The sequence below is a fragment of the Flavobacterium okayamense genome (genome assembly GCF_019702945.1).
Classification (GTDB): domain Bacteria; phylum Bacteroidota; class Bacteroidia; order Flavobacteriales; family Flavobacteriaceae; genus Flavobacterium; species Flavobacterium okayamense.
This window is the reverse complement of record NZ_AP024749.1, coordinates 516,871-538,603: the sequence shown is the minus strand read 5'-3', so window position 1 is coordinate 538,603 and position 21,733 is coordinate 516,871. Positions and strand designations below refer to the sequence as shown.

The 21,733-nt window shown below is 31.9% G+C and carries 16 protein-coding genes; 7 read left to right on the top strand and 9 right to left on the bottom strand.

Annotated elements, in window-relative coordinates; translation table 11 throughout:
- Nucleotides 1-19 precede the first annotated feature (19 nt).
- The 7 genes from KK2020170_RS02470 to KK2020170_RS02440 all read left to right on the top strand — a co-directional run bounded on the left by KK2020170_RS02470 (nt 20) and on the right by KK2020170_RS02440 (nt 10,210).
- The gene (locus KK2020170_RS02470; protein ID WP_221259227.1) at nt 20-5,047 is read left to right on the top strand and encodes a LamG-like jellyroll fold domain-containing protein; all 5,028 of its coding nucleotides are present in this window, start codon (nt 20-22) and stop codon (nt 5,045-5,047) included.
- A 1-nt stretch (nt 5,048) separates the two neighbouring features.
- Nucleotides 5,049-5,243, top strand: a complete 195-nt coding sequence (locus tag KK2020170_RS02465; protein WP_221259226.1) for a hypothetical protein — start codon at nt 5,049-5,051, stop codon at nt 5,241-5,243.
- 143 nt (nt 5,244-5,386) lie between these two features.
- Nucleotides 5,387-6,859 carry a T9SS type A sorting domain-containing protein gene (locus KK2020170_RS02460; protein ID WP_221259225.1) on the top strand — a complete coding sequence of 491 codons (1,473 nt, stop codon included), beginning with the start codon at nt 5,387-5,389 and terminating at the stop codon, nt 6,857-6,859.
- Between the two features lie 187 nt (nt 6,860-7,046).
- On the top strand, nt 7,047-8,159 hold the full coding sequence (locus KK2020170_RS02455) for an NAD(P)/FAD-dependent oxidoreductase (protein WP_221259224.1): 1,113 nt from the start codon (nt 7,047-7,049) through the stop codon (nt 8,157-8,159).
- A 66-nt stretch (nt 8,160-8,225) separates the two neighbouring features.
- The gene (gene mtgA, locus KK2020170_RS02450; RefSeq protein WP_221259979.1) at nt 8,226-8,903 is read left to right on the top strand and encodes a monofunctional biosynthetic peptidoglycan transglycosylase; all 678 of its coding nucleotides are present in this window, start codon (nt 8,226-8,228) and stop codon (nt 8,901-8,903) included.
- A 103-nt stretch (nt 8,904-9,006) separates the two neighbouring features.
- The gene (locus tag KK2020170_RS02445) at nt 9,007-9,321 is read left to right on the top strand and encodes a hypothetical protein (RefSeq protein ID WP_221259223.1); all 315 of its coding nucleotides are present in this window, start codon (nt 9,007-9,009) and stop codon (nt 9,319-9,321) included.
- A gap of 88 nt (nt 9,322-9,409) precedes the next feature.
- Nucleotides 9,410-10,210: a TIGR00266 family protein gene (locus tag KK2020170_RS02440; protein ID WP_221259222.1), complete on the top strand. Its 801-nt coding sequence runs from the start codon at nt 9,410-9,412 to the stop codon at nt 10,208-10,210.
- 36 nt (nt 10,211-10,246) lie between these two features.
- Here the strand turns inward: KK2020170_RS02440 and KK2020170_RS02435 are convergent, their stop codons facing one another.
- From KK2020170_RS02435 to KK2020170_RS02395, 9 genes are all read right to left on the bottom strand, one after another.
- Complete coding sequence (locus KK2020170_RS02435; protein WP_221259221.1) at nt 10,247-11,218, bottom strand: transglutaminase domain-containing protein; 972 nt, start codon at nt 11,216-11,218, stop codon at nt 10,247-10,249.
- On the bottom strand, nt 11,215-11,904 hold the full coding sequence (locus tag KK2020170_RS02430; protein ID WP_221259220.1) for a carboxypeptidase-like regulatory domain-containing protein: 690 nt from the start codon (nt 11,902-11,904) through the stop codon (nt 11,215-11,217). Before KK2020170_RS02430 ends, KK2020170_RS02435 begins: the two co-directional genes overlap by 4 nt.
- Nucleotides 11,905-11,978: 74 nt before the next feature.
- On the bottom strand, nt 11,979-14,105 hold the full coding sequence (locus KK2020170_RS02425) for a prolyl oligopeptidase family serine peptidase (protein WP_221259219.1): 2,127 nt from the start codon (nt 14,103-14,105) through the stop codon (nt 11,979-11,981).
- A 181-nt stretch (nt 14,106-14,286) separates the two neighbouring features.
- The gene (locus KK2020170_RS02420) at nt 14,287-14,841 is read right to left on the bottom strand and encodes a type 1 periplasmic binding fold superfamily protein (RefSeq protein ID WP_221259218.1); all 555 of its coding nucleotides are present in this window, start codon (nt 14,839-14,841) and stop codon (nt 14,287-14,289) included.
- Nucleotides 14,842-14,853: 12 nt separating this feature from the next.
- Nucleotides 14,854-17,232: a TonB-dependent receptor gene (locus KK2020170_RS02415; protein ID WP_221259217.1), complete on the bottom strand. Its 2,379-nt coding sequence runs from the start codon at nt 17,230-17,232 to the stop codon at nt 14,854-14,856.
- A 46-nt stretch (nt 17,233-17,278) separates the two neighbouring features.
- Nucleotides 17,279-17,617 carry a hypothetical protein gene (locus tag KK2020170_RS02410; RefSeq protein ID WP_221259216.1) on the bottom strand — a complete coding sequence of 113 codons (339 nt, stop codon included), beginning with the start codon at nt 17,615-17,617 and terminating at the stop codon, nt 17,279-17,281.
- Nucleotides 17,618-17,686: 69 nt separating this feature from the next.
- Entirely contained in the window at nt 17,687-18,676 is a 990-nt protein-coding gene (locus KK2020170_RS02405; RefSeq protein ID WP_221259215.1) for an aspartate-semialdehyde dehydrogenase, read from the bottom strand.
- 164 nt (nt 18,677-18,840) lie between these two features.
- Nucleotides 18,841-19,248 (bottom strand): large conductance mechanosensitive channel protein MscL, encoded by a 408-nt coding sequence (mscL, locus tag KK2020170_RS02400; protein ID WP_221259214.1) that lies wholly within the window; start codon nt 19,246-19,248, stop codon nt 18,841-18,843.
- Between the two features lie 54 nt (nt 19,249-19,302).
- Nucleotides 19,303-21,732 carry a bifunctional UDP-N-acetylmuramoyl-tripeptide:D-alanyl-D-alanine ligase/alanine racemase gene (locus KK2020170_RS02395; protein WP_221259213.1) on the bottom strand — a complete coding sequence of 810 codons (2,430 nt, stop codon included), beginning with the start codon at nt 21,730-21,732 and terminating at the stop codon, nt 19,303-19,305.
- Nucleotide 21,733: the final 1 nt, after the last annotated feature.

Below are 21,733 nucleotides of genomic sequence, written 5' to 3'. Positions count from 1 at the left end.
AAAACTTAAAAATAAATTTATGAAACAACAGCTTTACTTGTTAATTGCAATTTTTATTAGTTTGTTTTCTTTTGGGCAAACACTAGATCAGTCAAGTGAATCATCTTCAGGTTTTGATTCTGGCGCTAATGCAGCAAATCCTCAAGGACAGTCCTTTACAGCAGGTGTCACAGGTAATTTAAGTCAAATTAGTTTAAGGCTTGGTAATAATGGAAATTTTACTCCTGGAGACTTTCAGTTAACAATATATAATGGTAATGGTTACGCCGGAGCTGTTTTAAATACTACAACATTAAATATTAGTTCTACATCTTCGGGATTAACAGAGGAGTTTGCTATTGTTCTCTCTTCACCTGTTAGTATAACCGCAGGAAACATGTATACTTTTGATTTTAGAGGATTAGGCTCAGCAAGTATTAATTTTCGCTTAAATTTTTCAAATTATGGACCTGGAGGCTATTATTTTGCTAGTGGAAACACAGGACTTTATAATACTTATGATATTTGGTTTAAAACGTTTGTATCTCCGCCAGCATCACCAGCCACACATTTAAATTTTGATGGTGTAAATGATAGAGTAGAGCTGCCAAATGAATCATTATATGATTTTACAACCGCTATGACTGTCGAAGTTTGGATGAATTCAAATGTAATGCCAGAACAATGGGATCCATTAATTACAAAAGGGGATAACAGTTGGAGGTTGCATTTAAATAATACAGGAACTGTAGATTTTACTTGTTCTGGAACATCAGGAGTTGGAGCTGTATCTACTACTTCAATAACAGATGGGAACTGGCATCATGTGGCAGGTGTTTATGATGGGACTTCAATAAAAATATATATTGATGGAGTTTTAGAAAATCAAGTTCTAGCAACAGGAAGTATTGTAAATTCAAATTTTCCTGTATTTATTGGTAATAATTCAGATTACACCGTTCGTTTTTATACAGGAAATATTGATGAAGTTCGTATTTGGAATATAGCTAGAACTATAAACCAAATAAATGGCTCTAGGAACTGTGAATTGCAAGGTAATGAGACAGGTTTAGTGTCTTATTATAATTTCAATCAAGGGAATGATGCATCAAATAATTCAACAGAAACAATTTTATTAGATTCGTCTTCTAATGGTAATAACGGAACTTTAAATAATTTTGCCTTAAACGGAGCAACTTCAAATTGGTTAGCAGGTTCTCCTGTAATTACTGGCTCTATTGTTCCTTCAAATGCCTTAGTAACAACTCCAATAGTTTATGACCAAGGCGATTCTGCTTCTGCTTTAACAGCTACAATTGGCACAAATGGAACAGGCTTAGTATGGTATACAAGTGCAACAGGTGGTACTGGTTCTACAACTGCTCCTACGCCAAGCACTGCAACAGTAGGCACTACTTCTTACTGGGTTTCTTCAACTAACGCAAATGGTTGTGAAAGTGAAAGAGTAGAGATTGTGGTAACTGTAAATTCAGTTACACCAGCAACACATTTAGATTTTGATGGCGTAAATGATTATGTTTCTGCTAATAATAATTTATTACCTTTTGGAAATAGTGCTAGAACAGTAGAGGCGTGGGTTAAGACAAGTACATCAAATGTTGGAACAATAGTTAATTATGGAAATCAATCTACTAATCAAAGATTTGGTGTTTTATTAGATGGTTCTGGAAGAGTGCTTGTAATTGGCGAGTTTAACGATTATACCACTACTACATCTATTAATGATAATAATTGGCATCATGTAGCAGTAACTTTTGATGGTAATTTATTAACTGTTTATGTTGATGGTGTAAATGTTGGTACAACAAATAAAACATATGCTACAAATGGTGACTTAATGGGTATTGGTTCAACTTATAGAACAACATTTTGGGGAGAATTATTAGATGGAGAAATTGATGAAGTTCGTATTTGGAATATAGCAAGAGCACAATCGGATATTCAAGATAATATGAATTGTGAGCTAGAAGGTACTGAAACAGGTTTAGTAAGCTACTATAAATTTAATCAAGGGAATGATGCCTCAAATAATTCAACAGAAACAATTTTATTAGATTCGTCTTCTAATGGTAATAACGGAACTTTAAATAATTTTGCCTTAAACGGAGCAACATCAAATTGGTTAGCAGGTTCGCCAGTTGTATCAGGTTCAATTATGCCAAGTAATCCAGGCGTAACAACTCCAGTGGTTTACAATCAAGGAGATACTGCAACACCTTTAACAGCAACAGTTGGAGCAAACGGCACAGATTTATTATGGTATACATCAGCAACAGGAGGAACAGGTTCAACAACAGCGCCAACACCAAGTACGTCAACTGCTGGTAATATGTCATATTGGGTATCTAGTGTAAATACAAATGGTTGTGAAAGTGAAAGAGTCGAGATTGTGGTTACAGTTATTGCTTCAATTTCTGGCTGTTGGAAAAATATTTATACAGGAGTAAACCAAACGTATGCAATTGCAAATGATGGTACGCTTTGGGCTTGGGGTTTTAATGCCGAAGCTCAATTAGGATTAGGGGATACTTCGAATAGATTAGTACCAACTCAGATAGGAACTGCAACAAATTGGAAAACACTTTCTAGTGGAGACAGACACGTTCTAGCCCTAAGAGAAGATGGTACGCTTTGGGTTTGGGGTAGAAATACACAAGGACATTTAGGTTTAGGAGATACTTCACAAAGGAATGTACCAACTCAACTTGGTACTGCAACCGATTGGGATAAAATTGATTGTGGATCTAACACTTCTTTGGCTATTAAAACAGATGGAACTTTATGGGTTTGGGGCGGAAATAATGAAGGACAACTTGGTTTGGGAGATTTAACTCAAAGACTAGTGCCAACACAAATAGGTACTGATACAGACTGGATTGCCATTAATGGTGCAGGTCAAAGTACCTATGCAATTAAATCAAATGGAACTCTTTGGGGAACAGGAGCTAATGCTGATGGGCAATTAGGTTTAGGTGATAATATTCAAAGATTAAGTTTTGTACAAATTGGAACAGATACTAATTGGTCTAAAGTACAAGTAGGATTAGGTGCTTTTGCTTTAGCACAAAAAATTGATGGATCGCTTTGGGGGACAGGAAACAATCAATTTGGACAATTAGGACAGAATAATACTGCCAATTTAAATGAATTTACTCAAATAGGAACAGCTACAGATTGGTATAAATTTATAAGCGCAAATTCTCATAGTATGGCTATTAAGAGCGATGGAACTTTATATACTTGGGGAAGAAATAATTCGGGGCAATTAGGTTTAGGTGATAATTCTAATAGATTAGTGCCAACACAAGTTGGAACAGCTACAAATTGGTATGATGTTGATGGTGGTGAAGGATTTTTAATAGCATTAAATATTGTTGGAGAAATTTGGTCAACAGGAAATAATTGGGCTGGACAATTAGGTTTAGGAGATTTTACTAATAGAAATTCTCCTGTGCAGATTGCTTGTCCGTGTACTTCAACAACTGTTTGGAGCGGTTCTTCATGGTCAAATGGATTTCCAGATGAAACTAAACAAGTTGTTTTTAATGGTAATTATACTGGTATTGGTTTTAGCGCATGTTCTCTTCAGGTTAATGGAACAGCTGAAGTAATAATTAATTCTAATGAAACTTTACATGTGCAAGGAACTGTTATAGTTGCTGCAACTGCTAATTTAGAATTTCAAAACAATGCATATTTAGTTCAAGTAAGTAATATACCAAATATTGGAAATGTAAAAATGATTCGTGATAGTGCACCAATTATAAGATTAGATTACACAGCTTGGTCATCGCCAGTTGCTAATCAAAATTTATTAGGATTTTCTCCGCTAACACTTACTAATCGTTTTTATACTTATGATCCGTCAGGAACAACTACAGCTTCTGCATGGATTTCAGTTGCAGATCCAAGTACTACAATATTTACACCTGGTAAAGGATATTTAATAAGAGCGGCAAATAATTGGAATGCAACTTTAGCATCACCATTCAGTGGTCTTTTTGAAGGAGTTCCAAATAATGGTGATATTACAATTCCAGTAACGGTAGGTTATAATTTATTAGGAAACCCATATCCTTCACCAATAGATAATCTTCAATTTATATCTGAAAATCAAGATGTTGGAGTTAATGTGCTGTATTATTGGACTCATACAGTTCCTGCAAGTGGTGGTGTTTATCCTTTAAATAACTACGCTTCTTACACAATAGCGGGTGGAGTTGCTGCAGCAGCTGGTGGCTTACAGCCTGACGGGTTAACTCAGGTAGGACAAGGATTTATTACAAATATAAATTCTGTAGGTAATGTAGAATTTAAAAATAGTTTAAGACAAGTAGAAAGTTTTGGACAATTCTTTAGAACAGTAAACACAATTGAAAGACATCGTTTATGGTTAAATTTATCTGATGATACTAAAGACTATAATCAAATGATGATTGCTTATATGACCGGAGCTACTATTGGATTTGATCAAGGTATAGATGGTGAATTATTCACAAATTCGTCTACTCATTTATCATCAATTTTTGATAATAAAAAATATGTAATTCAAGGTAGAAGTGAAAACTTTGTTGATAGTGATGAAGTTGCATTAAGTTTTACAGTCAATCAAGATGGAGATTATAGAATTTCATTAGATTCATTTGATGGATTATTTGTCAATCAAGATATTTTTATTTGGGATAAAATTTTAAATATTAGATTTAATATTAAACAAGCAGACTATATCTTTAATGCAACTGCCGGAACTTATAATGACAGATTTTCAGTAGTTTATACTAATAATTCAGTTCTTTCTAGTGATAATATTGATTTGGAGAATAATCTTAAAGTTTTTATTGATGGAACAAATCAAATTCAAATTCAAAACATGAAAATTGAATTGAGTAAAGTTGAGATTTTTGATATTTCAGGAAGACAATTATTTACTCAAAATGAAATAAATGCGAATCAATTTTCTATTGCTAATACCTTTGGGAATCAAGTATTATTAGTAAGAGTTGCAAATGAAAATGGCTCAGTTTTCACTAAAAAAATATTGAAATAAAATGAAAAACATAAGTTTAAAAATTTTACTTGGCCTTTTTTTTATATGCCAAACTGTTATAGCACAACCTGTAGATCCACCGGCAGATGATGATCCACCACCAGCACCAATTAATCAATGGTTGTTTGTTTTGTTTTTATTTGCTGCTCTATATGCTTTTTATATTTTAAAAAATAAGATTTCCATATCAAAATAATTTTAATACCTCAGAAGTAAATTTATTTTTGAGGTATTTTTTTTAAATATCATTCACATACAAATTTGCGTGCTTTCACACCATTTTTTTACAAAAAAAAAATATAGTTAATAGGTTTGTTTCATAAACTTAAAAATAAATTTATGAAACAGCAACTTTACTTATTAATTGCAATTTTTATTAGTTTGTTTTCTTTTGGGCAAACACTAGATCAGTCAAGTGTGTCATCTTCAGGTATAGATTCTGGCGCTAATGCAGCGAATCCTCAAGGACAGTCCTTTACAGCAGGTGTCACAGGTGATTTAAGTCAAATTAATTTAAGGCTTGGTGATACTGGAGCTTTTACTCCTGGAGACTTTCAGTTAACAATATATAATGGTAATGGTTACGCCGGAGCTGTTTTAAATACTACAACATTAAATATTAGTTCGACATCTTCGGGCTTAACAGAAGAGTATGCTATAGTTTTATCTTCACCTGTAAGTATAACCGCTGGAAACATGTATACTTTTGATTTTAGAGGATTAGGCTCAGCAAGTATTAATTTTCGCGCAAATTTTGGAGGTTATGGGCCTGGGGGCTATTATTTTGGTAGTGGGAACCCAGGATTATATAATACTTATGATATTTGGTTTAAAACGTTTGTTTCTCCGCCAGCATCACCAGCAACACATTTAAATTTTGATGGGGTTAATGATCGAGTTGAATTGGCAAATGAATCAAATTTTGATTTTACTACTAGTTTTTCTATAGAAGCATGGGTACGTGTTACATCTTTTACAGAAGAATGGCAAACCGTTATTTCAAAAGGAGAGCAAGGCCCAAGAATTCATCGTTTTGGTTCAACAAATTTAATAGCATTTGGTACAGGTCCTGGAGATGATTTAGCTTCTACAGTTTCCGTTAATGATGGAAATTGGCATCACATTGCTGTTACATGTAATAATGGGTTTAAATCTTTGTATGTAGATGGTGTGTTACAAGGGACACAAACAGTAAGTACTCCATTAGCAACAAATAATGATAATGTAAGAATTGGAAGTCAAATAGATTCCTATATCCCAGTAAGAGCATTTCATGGAGATATTGATGATGTAAGATTTTGGAATGTAGCTAGATCAAATGTTGAAATTAATAATTCGAAAGATTGCGAATTAAATGGATCAGAAACTGGATTGGTTGCATATTATAATTTCAATCAAGGGAATGATGGCTCAAATAATTCAACTGAAACAACTTTATCAGATACATCTTCTAATGGTAATAATGGAACTTTAAATAATTTTACCTTAAACAGTGCAACTTCTAATTGGTTAGCGGGTTCTATTGTAACAACTGGAAATAATTGTGCTACATTAAGTAATAACGATTTCGCTATTAATGATGATAATATATTAACTGTTTATCCTAATCCTTCAAATGGTGTTTTTAGTATAACATCTCAACAAGAAAGCTTAGTTACTGTCTACGATATGATTGGTAAAAAAGTGCTTTCTACTAAAGTGTCAATTGGTTCAAGCAATTTAGATTTATCTAATTATGCTAATGGTATTTATTTACTTACGGTGACTAACCAAAGCGGAGGTTTAAAAACTTTTAAATTAATCAAAAGATAATAATGAAAATTCCAGAAGATAAAAGACTTGAGTTTACACTACTATTGGTGTATATTCTTTTGTTTTCTTTAGGGATGTTTATTTATTTTAAATAATTTCAAGCCGGCTATTGCCGGCTTTTTTGTTGAACTAAACGTTGCAGTTAAACCTAAAATATTACTACATTTACTTTTTAAATTCAGTTAGCATGCAACTTAGTTATTGGGAGTTAAAAAATTGGTTTTCAAATGTCGATTACACTATTGTTGGTAGTGGAATTGTCGGTTTGCATTGCGCTTTGGCTTTGCGTGAGAGATTTCCAACTTCCAAAATTTTAATTCTCGAAAAAGGAATTTTACCTCAAGGAGCAAGTACGAAGAATGCTGGTTTTGCTTGTTTTGGAAGTATTTCGGAAATTTTAGATGATTTAAAAACACATTCTGAAGATGAGGTTGTAGCGTTGGTTGAAAAACGCTGGAAAGGTTTACAATTACTTCGTAAAAATTTAGGCGATTCAGTTATCGATTTTAAACCATATGGCGGTTACGAGCTTTTCCTTAAAGACGACGAAGCTTTTTTTGAAGAATGTATTCAAAAAATTCCATTTATTAACGAGGTTTTAAAACCTGTTTTTAAAACCGATGTTTTCGAAAAACAAGTAGACCGATTTGGTTTTCAAAATATTTTCGACTATTTAATTTTCAATCCGTTTGAAGGTCAAATCGATACCGGAAATATGATGCAAGCTTTACTAAAAGAAGCAACTTCAAAGGATATTTTAATCTTAAATCAGCAAAATGTTTCTTCGTATCAAGATTTAAATGATAAAGTTGAGGTAGTTACCAATGAAATTTCATTTACTACCAATAAATTACTTTTTGCTACCAACGGATTTGCTACCCAACTTACCGAAGGTAAAGTGCAACCAGCAAGAGCTCAAGTTTTAATTACTAAGCCAATTGAAAATTTAGATATAAAAGGAACATTTCATCTCGATAAAGGCTATTATTATTTTAGAAATTTTGAAAATAGGATACTTTTTGGTGGCGGAAGAAATTTAGATTTCGAAGGTGAAACAACAACCGATTTGAATCAGACAAAAATTATTCAAGATTCGTTAGAGCAATTGCTTAAAAATGTAATTTTGCCAAAATATGATTTCGAAATAGAACATCGTTGGAGCGGAATAATGGGTGTAGGAAATCATAAAAAGCCTATAGTAGAACAACTTACTGAAAATGTATATTGTGGTGTAAGAATGGGAGGAATGGGAGTTGCAATAGGAAGTTTAATAGGACAAGAATTAGCAGACTTACTTTAGTTTATGGCAAAAAAAACTACATTAAAAAAGAAAACTACACCTACAAAAAAACCTTTAAAAAGAAGCATGGGTCAGAAAATTTTCCGTTTTGTTTGGAAAACTTTTCTATGGTTTAATATCATTAGTGTTTTCTTTGTTTTATTATACAAATTTGTACCTGTACCTTATACACCGTTGATGGCGATAAGAGCTTTAGAGCAAAAGGAAGCCGGGAAAGAAATGACTTGCTCACACGATTGGGTTGATATTGAATATATTTCTCCCAATCTTCAAAAAGCGGTTATTGCTAGCGAAGATGGCAAGTTTTTAGAGCATAATGGTTTCGATTTTGATTCTATGCAAAAGGCGTTTGAGAAAAATCAAAAAGGGAAAAAAATTAGAGGGGGAAGTACCATTTCACAACAAACGGCTAAAAACGTTTTTCTTTGGCCAGGACGTAGCTACATTCGTAAAGGTTTTGAAGCTTACTTTACAGTTTTAATTGAACTCTTGTGGAGTAAAGAACGTATTATGGAAGTTTATTTAAACAGCATTGAAATGGGTGATGGTGTTTATGGCGCCGAAGCAGCTTCAAAACATTGGTACCATAAAGAGGCGCGAAATTTATCGAAATATGAAGCAGCTGGAATTGCAGTAATTTTACCTAATCCCAGAAAATATAAACCTGTAAATTCTGGGCCCTATATTAATCGTAGAAAAGCTACTATTACCAAATATATTGGGTATGTAGATTTAACATATTAAATAATGTTTTTAGAAACTCAAAATGCCATTTCACAAATCCACCCACTTTTTTAATTTTTTTTAATCTACTTTAGTTTCGTCTATTTATGTTAATCTATAATTTATGAAAACACTATTAATCTCGTTCTATTTTGTAGTTATTGGTTTAAATGTTTTTAATATTAATGAAACTGAATCTTTTTTGAAAGAAGTTACATTAGAAAAAAGCTTCACACTGATAAACGATACAAAAGAAAAAGTAAGCATTCATACAGGTACAGGTTTTGTAAGTATAAATAAAAGTGGTAAAACAAGTATTGGTTGTAATGTAGGTAAAGAAGTTCGTTGGGCAAATGAAGGTAAGAAAGGAGATGTTGTTTTTAAAATAACCAGCGATATGTGTGGCGAAACAATAAAACTTTCAAAGTTTGTTAAATAATTAAAATCCCGACTTGTTCGGGATTTTTTAGTTTCAAAAAGTAACAATTTATTTCGTTTCCCGACTAATAAAACAAAAACTTAAAATTATGCAAGCACATGAAATAGATTACCATATTTATGGTGAAGAAATGCAATATGTTGAGATAGAACTTGATCCGCAAGAAGTTGTTGTTGCCGAAGCAGGAAGTTTTATGATGATGGAAAACGGTATCAAAATGGAAACTATTTTTGGAGACGGAAGCAAACAAGAAGGTGGAATTTTCGGTAAGTTGTTATCGGCAGGGAAACGTGTTTTAACAGGCGAAAGTTTGTTTATGACGGCTTACCAAAATATAGATATGGGCAAGCGCAAAGTATCTTTTGCATCGCCTTATCCTGGGAAAATTGTGGCGATAGATTTAATGAAATATGGTGGTAAATTTGTTTGCCAAAAAGACGCTTTTCTATGTGCGGCAAAAGGAGTTTCGGTAGGAATTGACTTTTCAAGAAAGTTAGGTAGAGGATTGTTCGGTGGAGAAGGATTTATCATGCAGAAATTAGAAGGAGATGGAATGGCATTTGTACATGCAGGTGGAACATTAGCACGTAAAGAACTTCAACCAGGTGAAGTTTTAAAAGTAGATACGGGTTGTATTGTTGGATTTACTAAAGACGTACATTACGATATTGAATTTGTAGGCGGAATTAAAAATACCATTTTTGGAGGCGAAGGTGTTTTCTTCGCAACACTTCGCGGACCTGGAGTGGCATATATACAATCCTTACCGTTTAGCCGTTTAGCTGATAGAGTAATTCAGGCGGCACCACAAATGGGAGGAAAGGATAAAGGAGAAGGAAGTTTACTTGGCGGACTTGGAAATCTTTTAGATGGAGATAATAGGTTTTAATCATAATAAAAAAACCGCTCATATGAGCGGTTTTTTTTATTCTACATTAATAATATAAGTAGCAACTATATCATTATTTGCTTTAAGATGTACATCATAATTTCCTTTATTTGTAAAAGAATATTTAAAAGAAGTTATATTATTCTTTTTTTGAACATCAAAAATTTTAAATGGAATTTCTTTAACTCCCTTTAGTTGAATGAGTGATGGTATATATTCATTGTTTAAACTTTTATAACTAAAAGTAATTACTTCTCCTATTTTACAATTTAATTTTAAAGTACTAGGTAAAATTGGGTCAATGTTTAATTTAAAAGTTTCACCATAAACAAGAGGAAAGATTTGATTTATTTCCTTTTTTTTATTTTCAGGAATGTGATTTTTTTCAAATAAGTGAGGTTCAGTCAAGAAATAACCATCATTATATTCCTTTATAAACTTTCCTTTTTCTGCTAAATACCCACTTGCCCAAGTAGCATCACATAAATACCATTTGTTGTTTAATTTTACAGTATTCCATGAGTGGTTAACTAAGTCTAATGATTCAACATTGCTTTCAAATGTTCTTCCATAACCATTAATTATTTCGCATTCGATATTTGAAAAAAAACAAAGTTCTTTTATTAAATAAGCATAACCAGTACAAACAGTTCGTTTTTGGGTTATAAGTTTTTTAAAGAATTTTTTTTTATTTTTTTTATCCCAACTAATAAAAGCTAAGCTATCGTTCTTAAATTTTCTTCTTTTATGTAAGACTTTTGAATTAAGTGCATCATCAGCATTAATATTATTACTTACCCAATAAAAAATTGCTCTAAATTTCTCAATATCAGTGTTGAGTTTGTGAGTAAGATTATAAGCAAGAATTGGCAAATTATCTAAACTTTCACCTTCATTGAGTTTTGCAATATTATCTGCTCTTGTAAAATTTATTGAATCAAAATCTGATACCTGAGCTTTAGGTGATAAAGTTGTAAAAAAAAATAAAATGATAAATAATCTTCTCACCTATAAAGTTGTTTTTTTGAAGAGTAAACTCCCTTTTTGGCTACTTTACCCATTATCATAACACCGCACTCAATTAAATCTACTTTTAATTCTACATTAGAAGCAGAATTTTCATTCATTATTACTTTTTTGGAGGTATTACCCACATAACTAAAGATTAAGACATCACCAACTTTAAGCTTTTTAGGGAATTCGAAATTACCATCAAAGTCCGTTGTTGTTGTTATATTAGTTCCTTCTAATGTAACACTTGCTCCAGCAATTGGCCCTAAATCATCTGACACTATTCCTTTAGCAGTAATTAGTTTTTGTTCTTTTGTGTCTTCGGTTTTTATTTTAGTTTTATCGTTGGTTTCATTTTGATTTTTAATTTCTTGTGCTTGTAAATTTGAACTATTAAAAAATGTAAGACAGGCTATTGCAATTCCACTTAGATATCCAAAAAAGTTACTTCTTTTATATTGTGGGTCACGAATAGTATTTAATTGCTCCGTTTTAAAGCGTCCACAAATATTATTGTTTCGTTTGTTGTTGAAATAAGTGTTAATTTCTTCATGAGATAATTTTGTGAAATCAACAACATTTTTTGTACATGAACTACAAAAGCCACCTTCTTTAGTAGGAGTAAATGAATTAAAATCTTCTGAACAAGGAGAGTCAATATTTAAATAGAATTTATTACTCATAACAATTTTATTAGTTATGGCAAGTTATAAAAAAAACCGCTCATATGAGCGGTTTTTTTATTTTATAAATCAAATTATTTCAATTCTCTAATCCCCATATTATACAAAGCAAATGCTTGAATATCTACTTGCTCATTAATAATGGCTTCAGTAGATTTACCAGCACCATGTCCAGCATTGGTATCAATTCTAATAAGAACTGGGTTTGGTCCCGTTTGTTTCGCTTGTAATTCAGCAGCGAATTTGAAACTGTGTGCAGGAACTACTCTATCATCATGATCACCAGTAGTAACTAAAGTTGCAGGGTATTGCGTTCCTTCTTTTACATTGTGAACCGGAGAATAACCCTTTAAGTATTCAAACATTTCTTTGCTTTGCTCGCTTGTTCCATAATCGTAAGCCCAACCAGCTCCTGCTGTAAATGTATGATAACGTAACATATCTAAAACACCAACTTGTGGAATCGCTACTTTCATTAAATCAGGACGTTGCGTCATCGTTGCACCAACTAATAAACCTCCGTTTGAACCACCTTTAATTGCTAAATAATCTGATGAAGTATATTTCTCTTTTATTAAATATTCTGCAGCAGCAATGAAATCGTCAAATACGTTTTGTTTTTGCATTTGAGTTCCTGCATCGTGCCATTTTTTACCATATTCACCACCTCCACGTAAGTTAGCTACGGCATAAACTCCACCATTTTCCATCCAAACAGCATTAGCAATACTAAAACTTGGCGTAAGACTAACATTAAATCCGCCATAACCATATAAGATAGTTGGGTTTTTACCATTTAATTCAGTTCCTTTTTTATAAGTTATAATCATTGGAACTTTAGCACCATCTTTAGAAGTGTAAAATACTTGTTTTGACTCGTAATCTTCTGATTTGAAATCTACATTTGGTTTGTTGTAAACTTTTGAAGCTCCAGGTTTTGGATCAAACTCATATATTGTCCCTGGAGTAACATAGTTAGTAAACGAATAATACAAAGTTGTTTCTTCTTTTTTACCTCCAAATCCACCTGCAGAACCAACTCCGGGAAGTTCGATTTCACGAACTAGTTTTCCTTCATAATCGTATTGTTTGATTTGAGAAACAGCATCTTTCATATATTTTGTAAAGATGTAACCGCCACCAGTTGATGGTGATAATACATTTTCTGTTTCTGCAATAAAATCAACCCAATTTTCTTGTTGAGGTTTTGCTAAATCAAAAGTTACAATTTTTTTGTTTGGCGCTTGATAATCGGTTACAACATAGAATTTTGTGCCAATATTATCAATCACATCGCTATTGCTATCAAAGTTGTTGATAATGTTAACAATAGGACCATTGTTTGATAAATCTTTAATATACAATTCGTTTCCGTTTGTGGCATTTGCGCCCGAAATAATTAAATAGTTCTCATCTTCAGTAACATAACCACCTACATATCTTCTTTTTTCTTTTAAACCAAAAACAACTTTGTCTTCACTTTGTTTTGTGCCAAGTTTATGATAGTATAGTTTGTGTTGGTCTGTTTTAGCCGAAAGCTCGCTTCCCTTTGGCTTGTCATAGCTTGAATAATAAAAACCATCATTTTTATACCAAGACATTCCACTGAACTTTACATCAACAATTGTGTCGCCAATTTGTTCTTTAGTCTGTGTGTCTACTACGATTACTTTTCTCCAATCGCTTCCTCCTTCAGATATAGCATAGGCAGCCATTGTTCCATCTTTTGTAAAACTTAAACCACCTAGTGAAGTTGTACCATCTTTTGAAAAAGTATTTGGGTCTAAGAAAACTTCTTCTTTACCACTTGCGTCTTTTCTGTATAAAACAGATTGATTTTGTAAACCATCATTTTTATAGAAATAAGTATAATTTCCTTCTTTAAATGGTGCAGAAATCTTTTCGTAATTCCAAAGTTTTTCTAAACGTTCTTTAATTTGATTACGAAATGGAATTTTGTTTAAATAACCAAATGTTACTTCGTTTTCAGCTTTAACCCAAGCCTCAGTTTCTGCACTTCTGTCGTCTTCTAACCAACGGTAAGGATCATTAATGGAATCACCAAAGTATACATCAATTGTATCAACTTTTTTTGTTTGCGGATAAACCACACTCATGTCTAATTCTTCTGTTTTAGTTTCTTCTTTTTTACATGCAATAATTGCGGTAGCAGCAAAAAGAAGTGTTATTGTTTTTTTCATCTTTATAAAATATTTTAGATTAATGAAGATGTAATGCCTTTATTAAAATCTTTGATATGTTTAAAAATTTGTAGTTAGGCATTTCGTTCTAAAAATTTTTGGTTGAAAACAAAAATACTAAATAGATTTGTTAAGTTTTGTTAAAATAAAACCCTTTGAAATTTCAAAGGGTTTTAAAAATTTATAACGAAACTGTTATTGGGAAACTAACTTCGGCATCTGTTGAGCCTCCTGCATTTGTAATGTCTCCATCACTAACACCAGAAGCTTCTTTGTTTGGTTCGTGACGTAAAGTAACAGTTAAAGTGCCAGAGCCTGAGCTACCAGTTACTAAATTGAACTCTAAACCAATTGGGTTACCATTATCATCTACATCGTCATAAGTAATTGTTCCTAAAGAATTTGTTAAGTCAAAAAATAACTGGTGATCTACGCCCTCTTCTTCAACTTCTGCTGTAATGTCTTCAGCAGGATTTTCTAATTCGTTTAGAAATTCTACAGAACCTAAATAAGTTGTACTCGTATCTAAATTTCCAGAAACTGTAACTACAGGAGCGTTTGGCCCGTCTCCATCTAAATCTTGAGATTGTAAAGTAATAGTATTTCCACCGTTTGTTAAAGTAACCCTAATTGTAGTGATTACTTCTTCTTCGTTTACTGGCCCAGAATCATCGTTTGAACAAGAAAATAATGTAAATGCTAATAATGCGAATGATGTTAATTTTAAATGTTTCATTTTTTTAAATTTTTAATAATTAAATTTTAATTGAATTTGAAAATTTCTACCCATTTCTTCGGCATAAAATCTTTGGCGATTTAGGTAGTCTCTATAATTAGTGTTTAATAAATTTTGAACAGAAAAAGCAGTCGCTAGTGTTTTGTTTTTAAATATTGAAAATTGATATTCGGCTTGAAAATGTAAAAGACTATAAGTTTTTGTTGGCGAACTAATATCAACAGTAACAGGAGTTAAATTTCCATCAACAACTATGTTCGTTTCAAAATTAAAATTTGGATAATTAGTTTGTTTTAAAACCGTTTCTGACTTTAATCCTAACAATAAATTATTCCATTTTTCATTTTTGTATTGAATACTATGCGTTGTGTTAAATGGAGGCATGTCGATTAAATAATCATCTGTTTTTATATCGCGACCTATTATATAAGCTAAGTTTCCACTATAACTAAAATGTTTATTGATAATCCAACTTCCGCTAACGTCAATTCCGGTTAACAAAGCATCGGTTTGATTGTATTCCCAAACAGGAAATGCTCCACGAATTGTTGTTTCAAATCCAGTTGGCTGTAAATAAATAAAATCGGCTATACGACTGATAAAAGGATTAGCTTCAAGTGTTACTTTTTTCCATTCTTTTCGAATAGTTGAATTGATTTTCAAAGCTTTTTCTTGTTGCAAACGTAAATCACCTAATTCTATTTGACCAATAGCATGATGTAAACCATCACTAAAAAGTTCAGAAACATTTGGATTTCTTGTTGCTAAACCAATACTAAACAGCCAATTAATTTCATGATGAAACTGTTTGTTAAAACCAATACTTCCAGCAAAATTGTGATAATCAAAAGTTGGTTTTGTTAGCCATTGTGTTCCATAGTCTTCAACAATGAATTGCGAAAAATCTTCATCGTAACCACGTTCATCCCATCTCGATTTCAAATAATATTTCGAAGCCATAATCCTTGAAAAATCATAACGAATTCCACCTTCAATTTTAAGCGAATTGTCAATTTTATAATTCGTAATTGAATAGATACCAAAATCAAATTTGTCAAAATTTGGAATTAATGGTCTGACACCTGTATTAGGATTTGCAACATTGTTTTGGTAACCAAAATTAATACCATTTGTAAATTTCCAACTTTCTTTAGAATATTTGTAGTTCGTTTGAAAGTTATGCGAAGCTAAATTTAAATCTAAAGCGGGTCTTTCATCTTCACTATTTCTACGAACATCAAATTCCTTTCTATTGTTAAATTGAAAAGCATATTGGAAATCGATTTTTGAAAAATCATTTAACTTTTGTTCGTAAAATAATTTTGCCAAATGATGTTGCACTTCTTGTTTAGGGCGATTTATATTGTAACTAAACGGCTCTACTATATATGGCTCTTGGTTTGTAATCGCATTATACAAATCGGTTACATTACCAATATGAGAAGCTTTTAAAATACCCATTTGCGCATTATAGAAATTATAAGAACCAGAAATACTATAATTATCTTGAACATATTTTAAGTTTCCCGAAAAGTTTTGTTCACGATTGCCAGTGTTAGATAAGACGTAATTTTGAGCTTCTCGGTCGCCAAAATATTTAGCAGTACCAACAATGTTCCATGCCCAACCCTTTCGAGTTCCTTTTGTTAAGCTCGAACTGATACTTCCACCTCTTCCGTTTGAAGCTCCAGTAATAATGGTTTTTCCTATTATTGTGTCTTTTTTTAAAGAAATTGGTTCGATTACAACAATTCCGCCAATAGCGTTTCCTCCATATTGAAGTGTTGACGCTCCTTTTAATACGGAAAGTGAATTAGCGGCATTTACATCAAAATTGGGAGCATGTTCTACGCCCCATTGTTGATCTTCTAGTCGAACATTGTCACTAATAACGGGTACTCTAAAACTATGTAAGCCGTTAACAACTGGTTTTACAATAGTTGTTCCAGATTTTAATGTACTTACACCCGAAATCTCTTTCAAAGCATCACCTAAAGTTACATTGCTATAATTTTCAATAGTTTCAGAATTTATTTTTTGCTCGTTATCAATTGTACTATTTTTCATAATACGTTCGCTAACCACAACAGATTCTAAATTAGTAACACTTGGAAATAATTGAATGCTAAATTCAGTATTTTCAGTAATTAAAATAGTTTTAGAGATAGATTCATAACCAATGTAGGAAATGTATAGTTTATAATTTCCTTCTATAAGATTTTCAATCGAATACTTTCCTTCACTATTTGTTGTTGTAATCTTATTGCCTAAGTGAATATGCACATCGTTAATGGGTACATTATTTTCATTTGTAATTGTACCTTTTAAAGAATATTGAGCACTTACTATAATATGCGACAATAAGAAAACACAAAGCAATAAACGTTGCATTTACAATTTATAATTAATTAAACTCTAATTTTATTTTTAGAATAAATTAATTAATTGGCGGACCGCGATGAGAAAATAAACTGCCACAAAAGAACGATGTAGCTTCTTTTACGCTAAAAGAATACGGACTTTCTTTAAATGGAGCATAAAAGTTAAAGGTAAAAATTTCAGTTTTTAAGAAGGTTGCAAACTTGAATTCACAAATGGGACAATCTTCTTTTTCTGAAATTGTTTTTTCAAAAGTATTTTTGTTTTTATCTCCTTCATGATGACAAGAAGGAAAATTGTGTTCATGATGTGAAAATGCATGCACCGATTGATAGCTCACTGCAAATAATACAGCGAACATTAAAAATAGGTTTACTAATAGATACTTTCTCATCATTTTTACAAAGATAGAAAGTATAAATTAAAAAATTTGTTAAAAAAAAGAGCCTCAATTGAGACTCTTTTTTTATAGTAAGTTATTTTTAACTAAATATTCTGCAATTTGAATGGTATTTGTTGCTGCTCCTTTTCTTAGATTATCGGCTACAATCCACATATTTAAAGTGTTGGGCTGGCTTTCGTCTCTTCTAATTCTTCCTACAAAAACATCATTTTTCCCTTCTGCGTATAAAGGCATAGGGTAGGAAAACGCCTCTAAATTGTCTTGGACAGTAACTCCAGGAGTTTCGCTTAATAATGTACGCACTTCATTTACGTCAAAATCATTTTCAAATTCGATATTAACAGCTTCACTATGACCACCTACTACAGGAATTCTAACTGCAGTAGCTGTGACAGCAATGGTATTATCGTTTAATATTTTTTTAGTTTCGCGAACTAATTTCATTTCTTCTTTAGTGTAGCCATTTTCTTCAAAAACGTCACATTGGGGAATTGCATTACGGTGAATTTGGTATTTGTAAGCCATTTCACCTTGAGTTCCTTTATATTCGTTTTCTAATTGTTCAACCGCTTTTACACCAGTTCCTGTTATAGATTGATAGGTTGAAACAATGACACGTTTTGCTTTGTATTTTTTATGAAGTGGAGCTAAAGCCATAACCATTTGTATAGTTGAACAATTAGGGTTAGCAATAATTTTATCTTCCTTAGTTAGAACATTCGCATTGATTTCTGGAACCACTAACTTTTTTGTTTCATCCATTCGCCAAGCTGAAGAGTTATCGATAACAGTTGTTCCAACAGCTGCAAATTTTGGTGCCCAATCTAAAGAGGTTTGTCCACCTGCAGAAAATAATGCAACATCAGGTTTCATTTCAACAGCAGTCACCAATCCTACAACACTATATGTCTTACCTCTCCATTCAATTTGTTTTCCAACAGACTTCTCAGAAGCAACAGGGATTAATTCTGTAACGGGTAAAGAACTTTCGCTTAAAACTTTAAGCATTACTTCGCCTACCATTCCGGTAGCACCAACAACTGCTATTTTCATAAAGATTAAATTTGATATGCAAAAGTAGATATTATTTGAATTACCACGTAAGCGGATTCAAAATTTCACAAAAGATTATACTTTATAAATTTTTATAAAAAAATACCCCGACATTTATTGTCGGGGTTTTGTTAGAATATATAGTGTAGCGTTATGTAACTAAATTATTTTTTTAGTAAATCTCTAATTTCTGCTAACAATTCTTCTTGAGTTGGTCCTGCTGGTGCCGGAGCTTCTTCAAATACTGGTTTTTTTGTTTTGTTATAAGCTTTAACAATCATGAACATTACGAATCCAACAATTACTAAGTTTACTAAAGTGTTTACCCAAGAGCCATAACGAATAGCTACTTCAGCTACTTCAGCTACTCCTTCAGAAGCAGCAATGGCTTCGGTTAAAACAATTTTTTTGTCAGCGAAATCTACACCACCTGTAAAATAACCTACAAAAGGCATAACAATATCGTTAACAAAACCATTTACAACAGCACCTACTGCGCCTGCCATAATTACTGCAACTGCAAACTCAACAACGTTTCCAGTCATAATAAAATTCTTAAATTCTTTTAGCATAATGATTAGTGTTAGTTAATTTATTACGAATTTATAAAATATTTTAACAGTTAGTTAGTTTTTAAAGAAAATTCTTTTAACACGTTGCGAAATTCCTGTAAGAATTTCATATGGAATAGTGTTTACAACGTTTGCTATTTCAATTACTGATGGGTGTTCGCCAAAAATAATTACTTCATCACCTTCATAACATTCAATGTTGGTTACATCAACCATTAGCATATCCATGCAAACATTACCTAGAATTGTAGCTTTTTGATTATTGATAAAAACATAGCCCTTTTCATTACCCCAAGATCGTCGAATTCCGTCAGCATAACCAATTGGAATTGTAGCAACTTTGGTTTCTTTAGAAATCATAAATTTTCTACTATAACCAACACTTTCGCCTTTTTTCAAAGTTCGTATTTGAGAGATAATACTTTTTAAAGTGCCAACTTGCTGTAGTTTTTTATTTTCTTCTTCAGAATTACCAATTCCGTATAAACCAATCCCTAAACGAACCATATCAAGTTGCATTTCTGAATAATTAAAAATTCCTGATGTGTTCAAAATATGTTGGATTGGAGAAATTTTCAAACTTTTACATATTGTAGAAGTTGCTTTTTCAAATCTTGAAAATTGTTCCAAAGTAAACTCTCTAAATGAAGTATCATCTGAAGTTGCTAAATGTGAAAAAATCGATTTTATGGTAACTAAATTAGTTTCTTTTAAAATGGAAATTACATCTTGAATTTGGTGGTTTTCAAAACCTAAACGATGCATTCCGGTATCTAATTTCAAATGAATTGGATAAGAATTTACATTTTTCTGTTGGGCAACTTTTATAAATTCTTGTAAACCTGAAAGTGAATAAATTTCAGGTTCTAAATCATAGGCAATCATTGCCGAAAAACTACTATTTTCCGGATTTAAAACCATGATGGGCAATGTAATTCCTGCTTTACGCAGTTCAATTCCTTCATCAGCAAATGCAACGCCTAAATAATCAACTTTATGGTGTTCGAGTAATTTTGCAATTTCAAATCCGCCATTTCCATAACCAAAAGCTTTCACCATAACCATAATATTGGTTGTTGGTTTTAGTTTCGATTTGTAAAAATTTAAGTTATGACTGATAGCATCTAAGTTAATTTCTAAAACAGTTTCGTGGTTTTTCTCTTCGAGAAGTACTACAATTTCATCGAAATTAAAACTACGAGCACCCTTAATTAATATGGTTTCATTTTGAAACGATTGTGTGTTGAATTGTTTTAAAAAATCAGAAGTTGATTGAAATCCGATTACATTATTCAATTCACTTAAATATTTTGAAATAGTTTCGCCAATTACAATAATTCTATCGATATTATTTCGTTGTAGAACAGAAGTAACTTTCTCATATAATCTTTCTGTAGGTAAACCACTTTGAAAGATGTCAGAAAGTATAATCGTTTTCTTTTGGTGTAATTTTTGTTGTTCCAGAAAATCAAGCGCAATTTTTAGCGATTGATAATCGGAAGAATATGAATCGTCAATTAAAACACAATTGTTAATTCCTTTTTTTGCTTGTAAACGAATCTCAACTGGATATAAATTGGCAACGCGTTCTTGGATTTTTTCAAGACTAATTCCTAAATGTAAAAGTGTAGCAATGCAAGTCACACAATTTTTAATACTTATTTCATCAGAAAAGGGAATAGTTACTACAAAAGAATCGCTATTGTAATTAACTTTTAATTGATTTTCCAGAAGTTTCTCTACAAAAACAGTTGCAATTTTATTGGTAAAACTCCAAGTAATTTTTTTACAAGCGATGTGATTTTCAATTTCATCATTTTGTTCTAAAACAACAACTTTACAATTCTTAAAAAGCTTTACTTTTTCAAGTAATTTTTCTGATGGCGAACTAAATCCTTCGTCGTGAGCACTTCCCAAATACGTAAAAACTCCAATGGAAGGTTGGATAATTTCTTCCAAAATATCCATTTCACCATTTTGGGAAATTCCAGCTTCAAAAAGACCTAAGTTGTGATGTTCATTAATTCCGAAAATTGATAACGGAACACCCACTTGTGAATTATAACTTTTGGGACTTCTAACGACTGAAAAATCAGGGCTTAATAGAAAATTCAACCATTCTTTTACAATAGTTTTTCCGTTGCTTCCTGTAATTCCAATTATTGGAAATTGAAATAAATTGCGGTAATATTTTGCGGTTTCTTGAAGTGCTTTTTTAGTGTTTTCAACAATTATAAAATTAGCTTTTTCTTCTAAGTTATTTGGAATATATTCAACTACGAAACTTCGAACACCTTTTGTAATTAGACTTTCAATATAATCATGACCGTCATGGTTTGAACCTTTCAGTGCAAAAAAAAGTGTGCCGTTACTATTTTGAAGCGAACGACTATCGATAGAAACATTTTCAACTATAAAATCGCTAAACGAACCTGAAGTTTTGGCGTTTAGGTGTTGTATAATATTTTGTATGGAAAACGTCAAA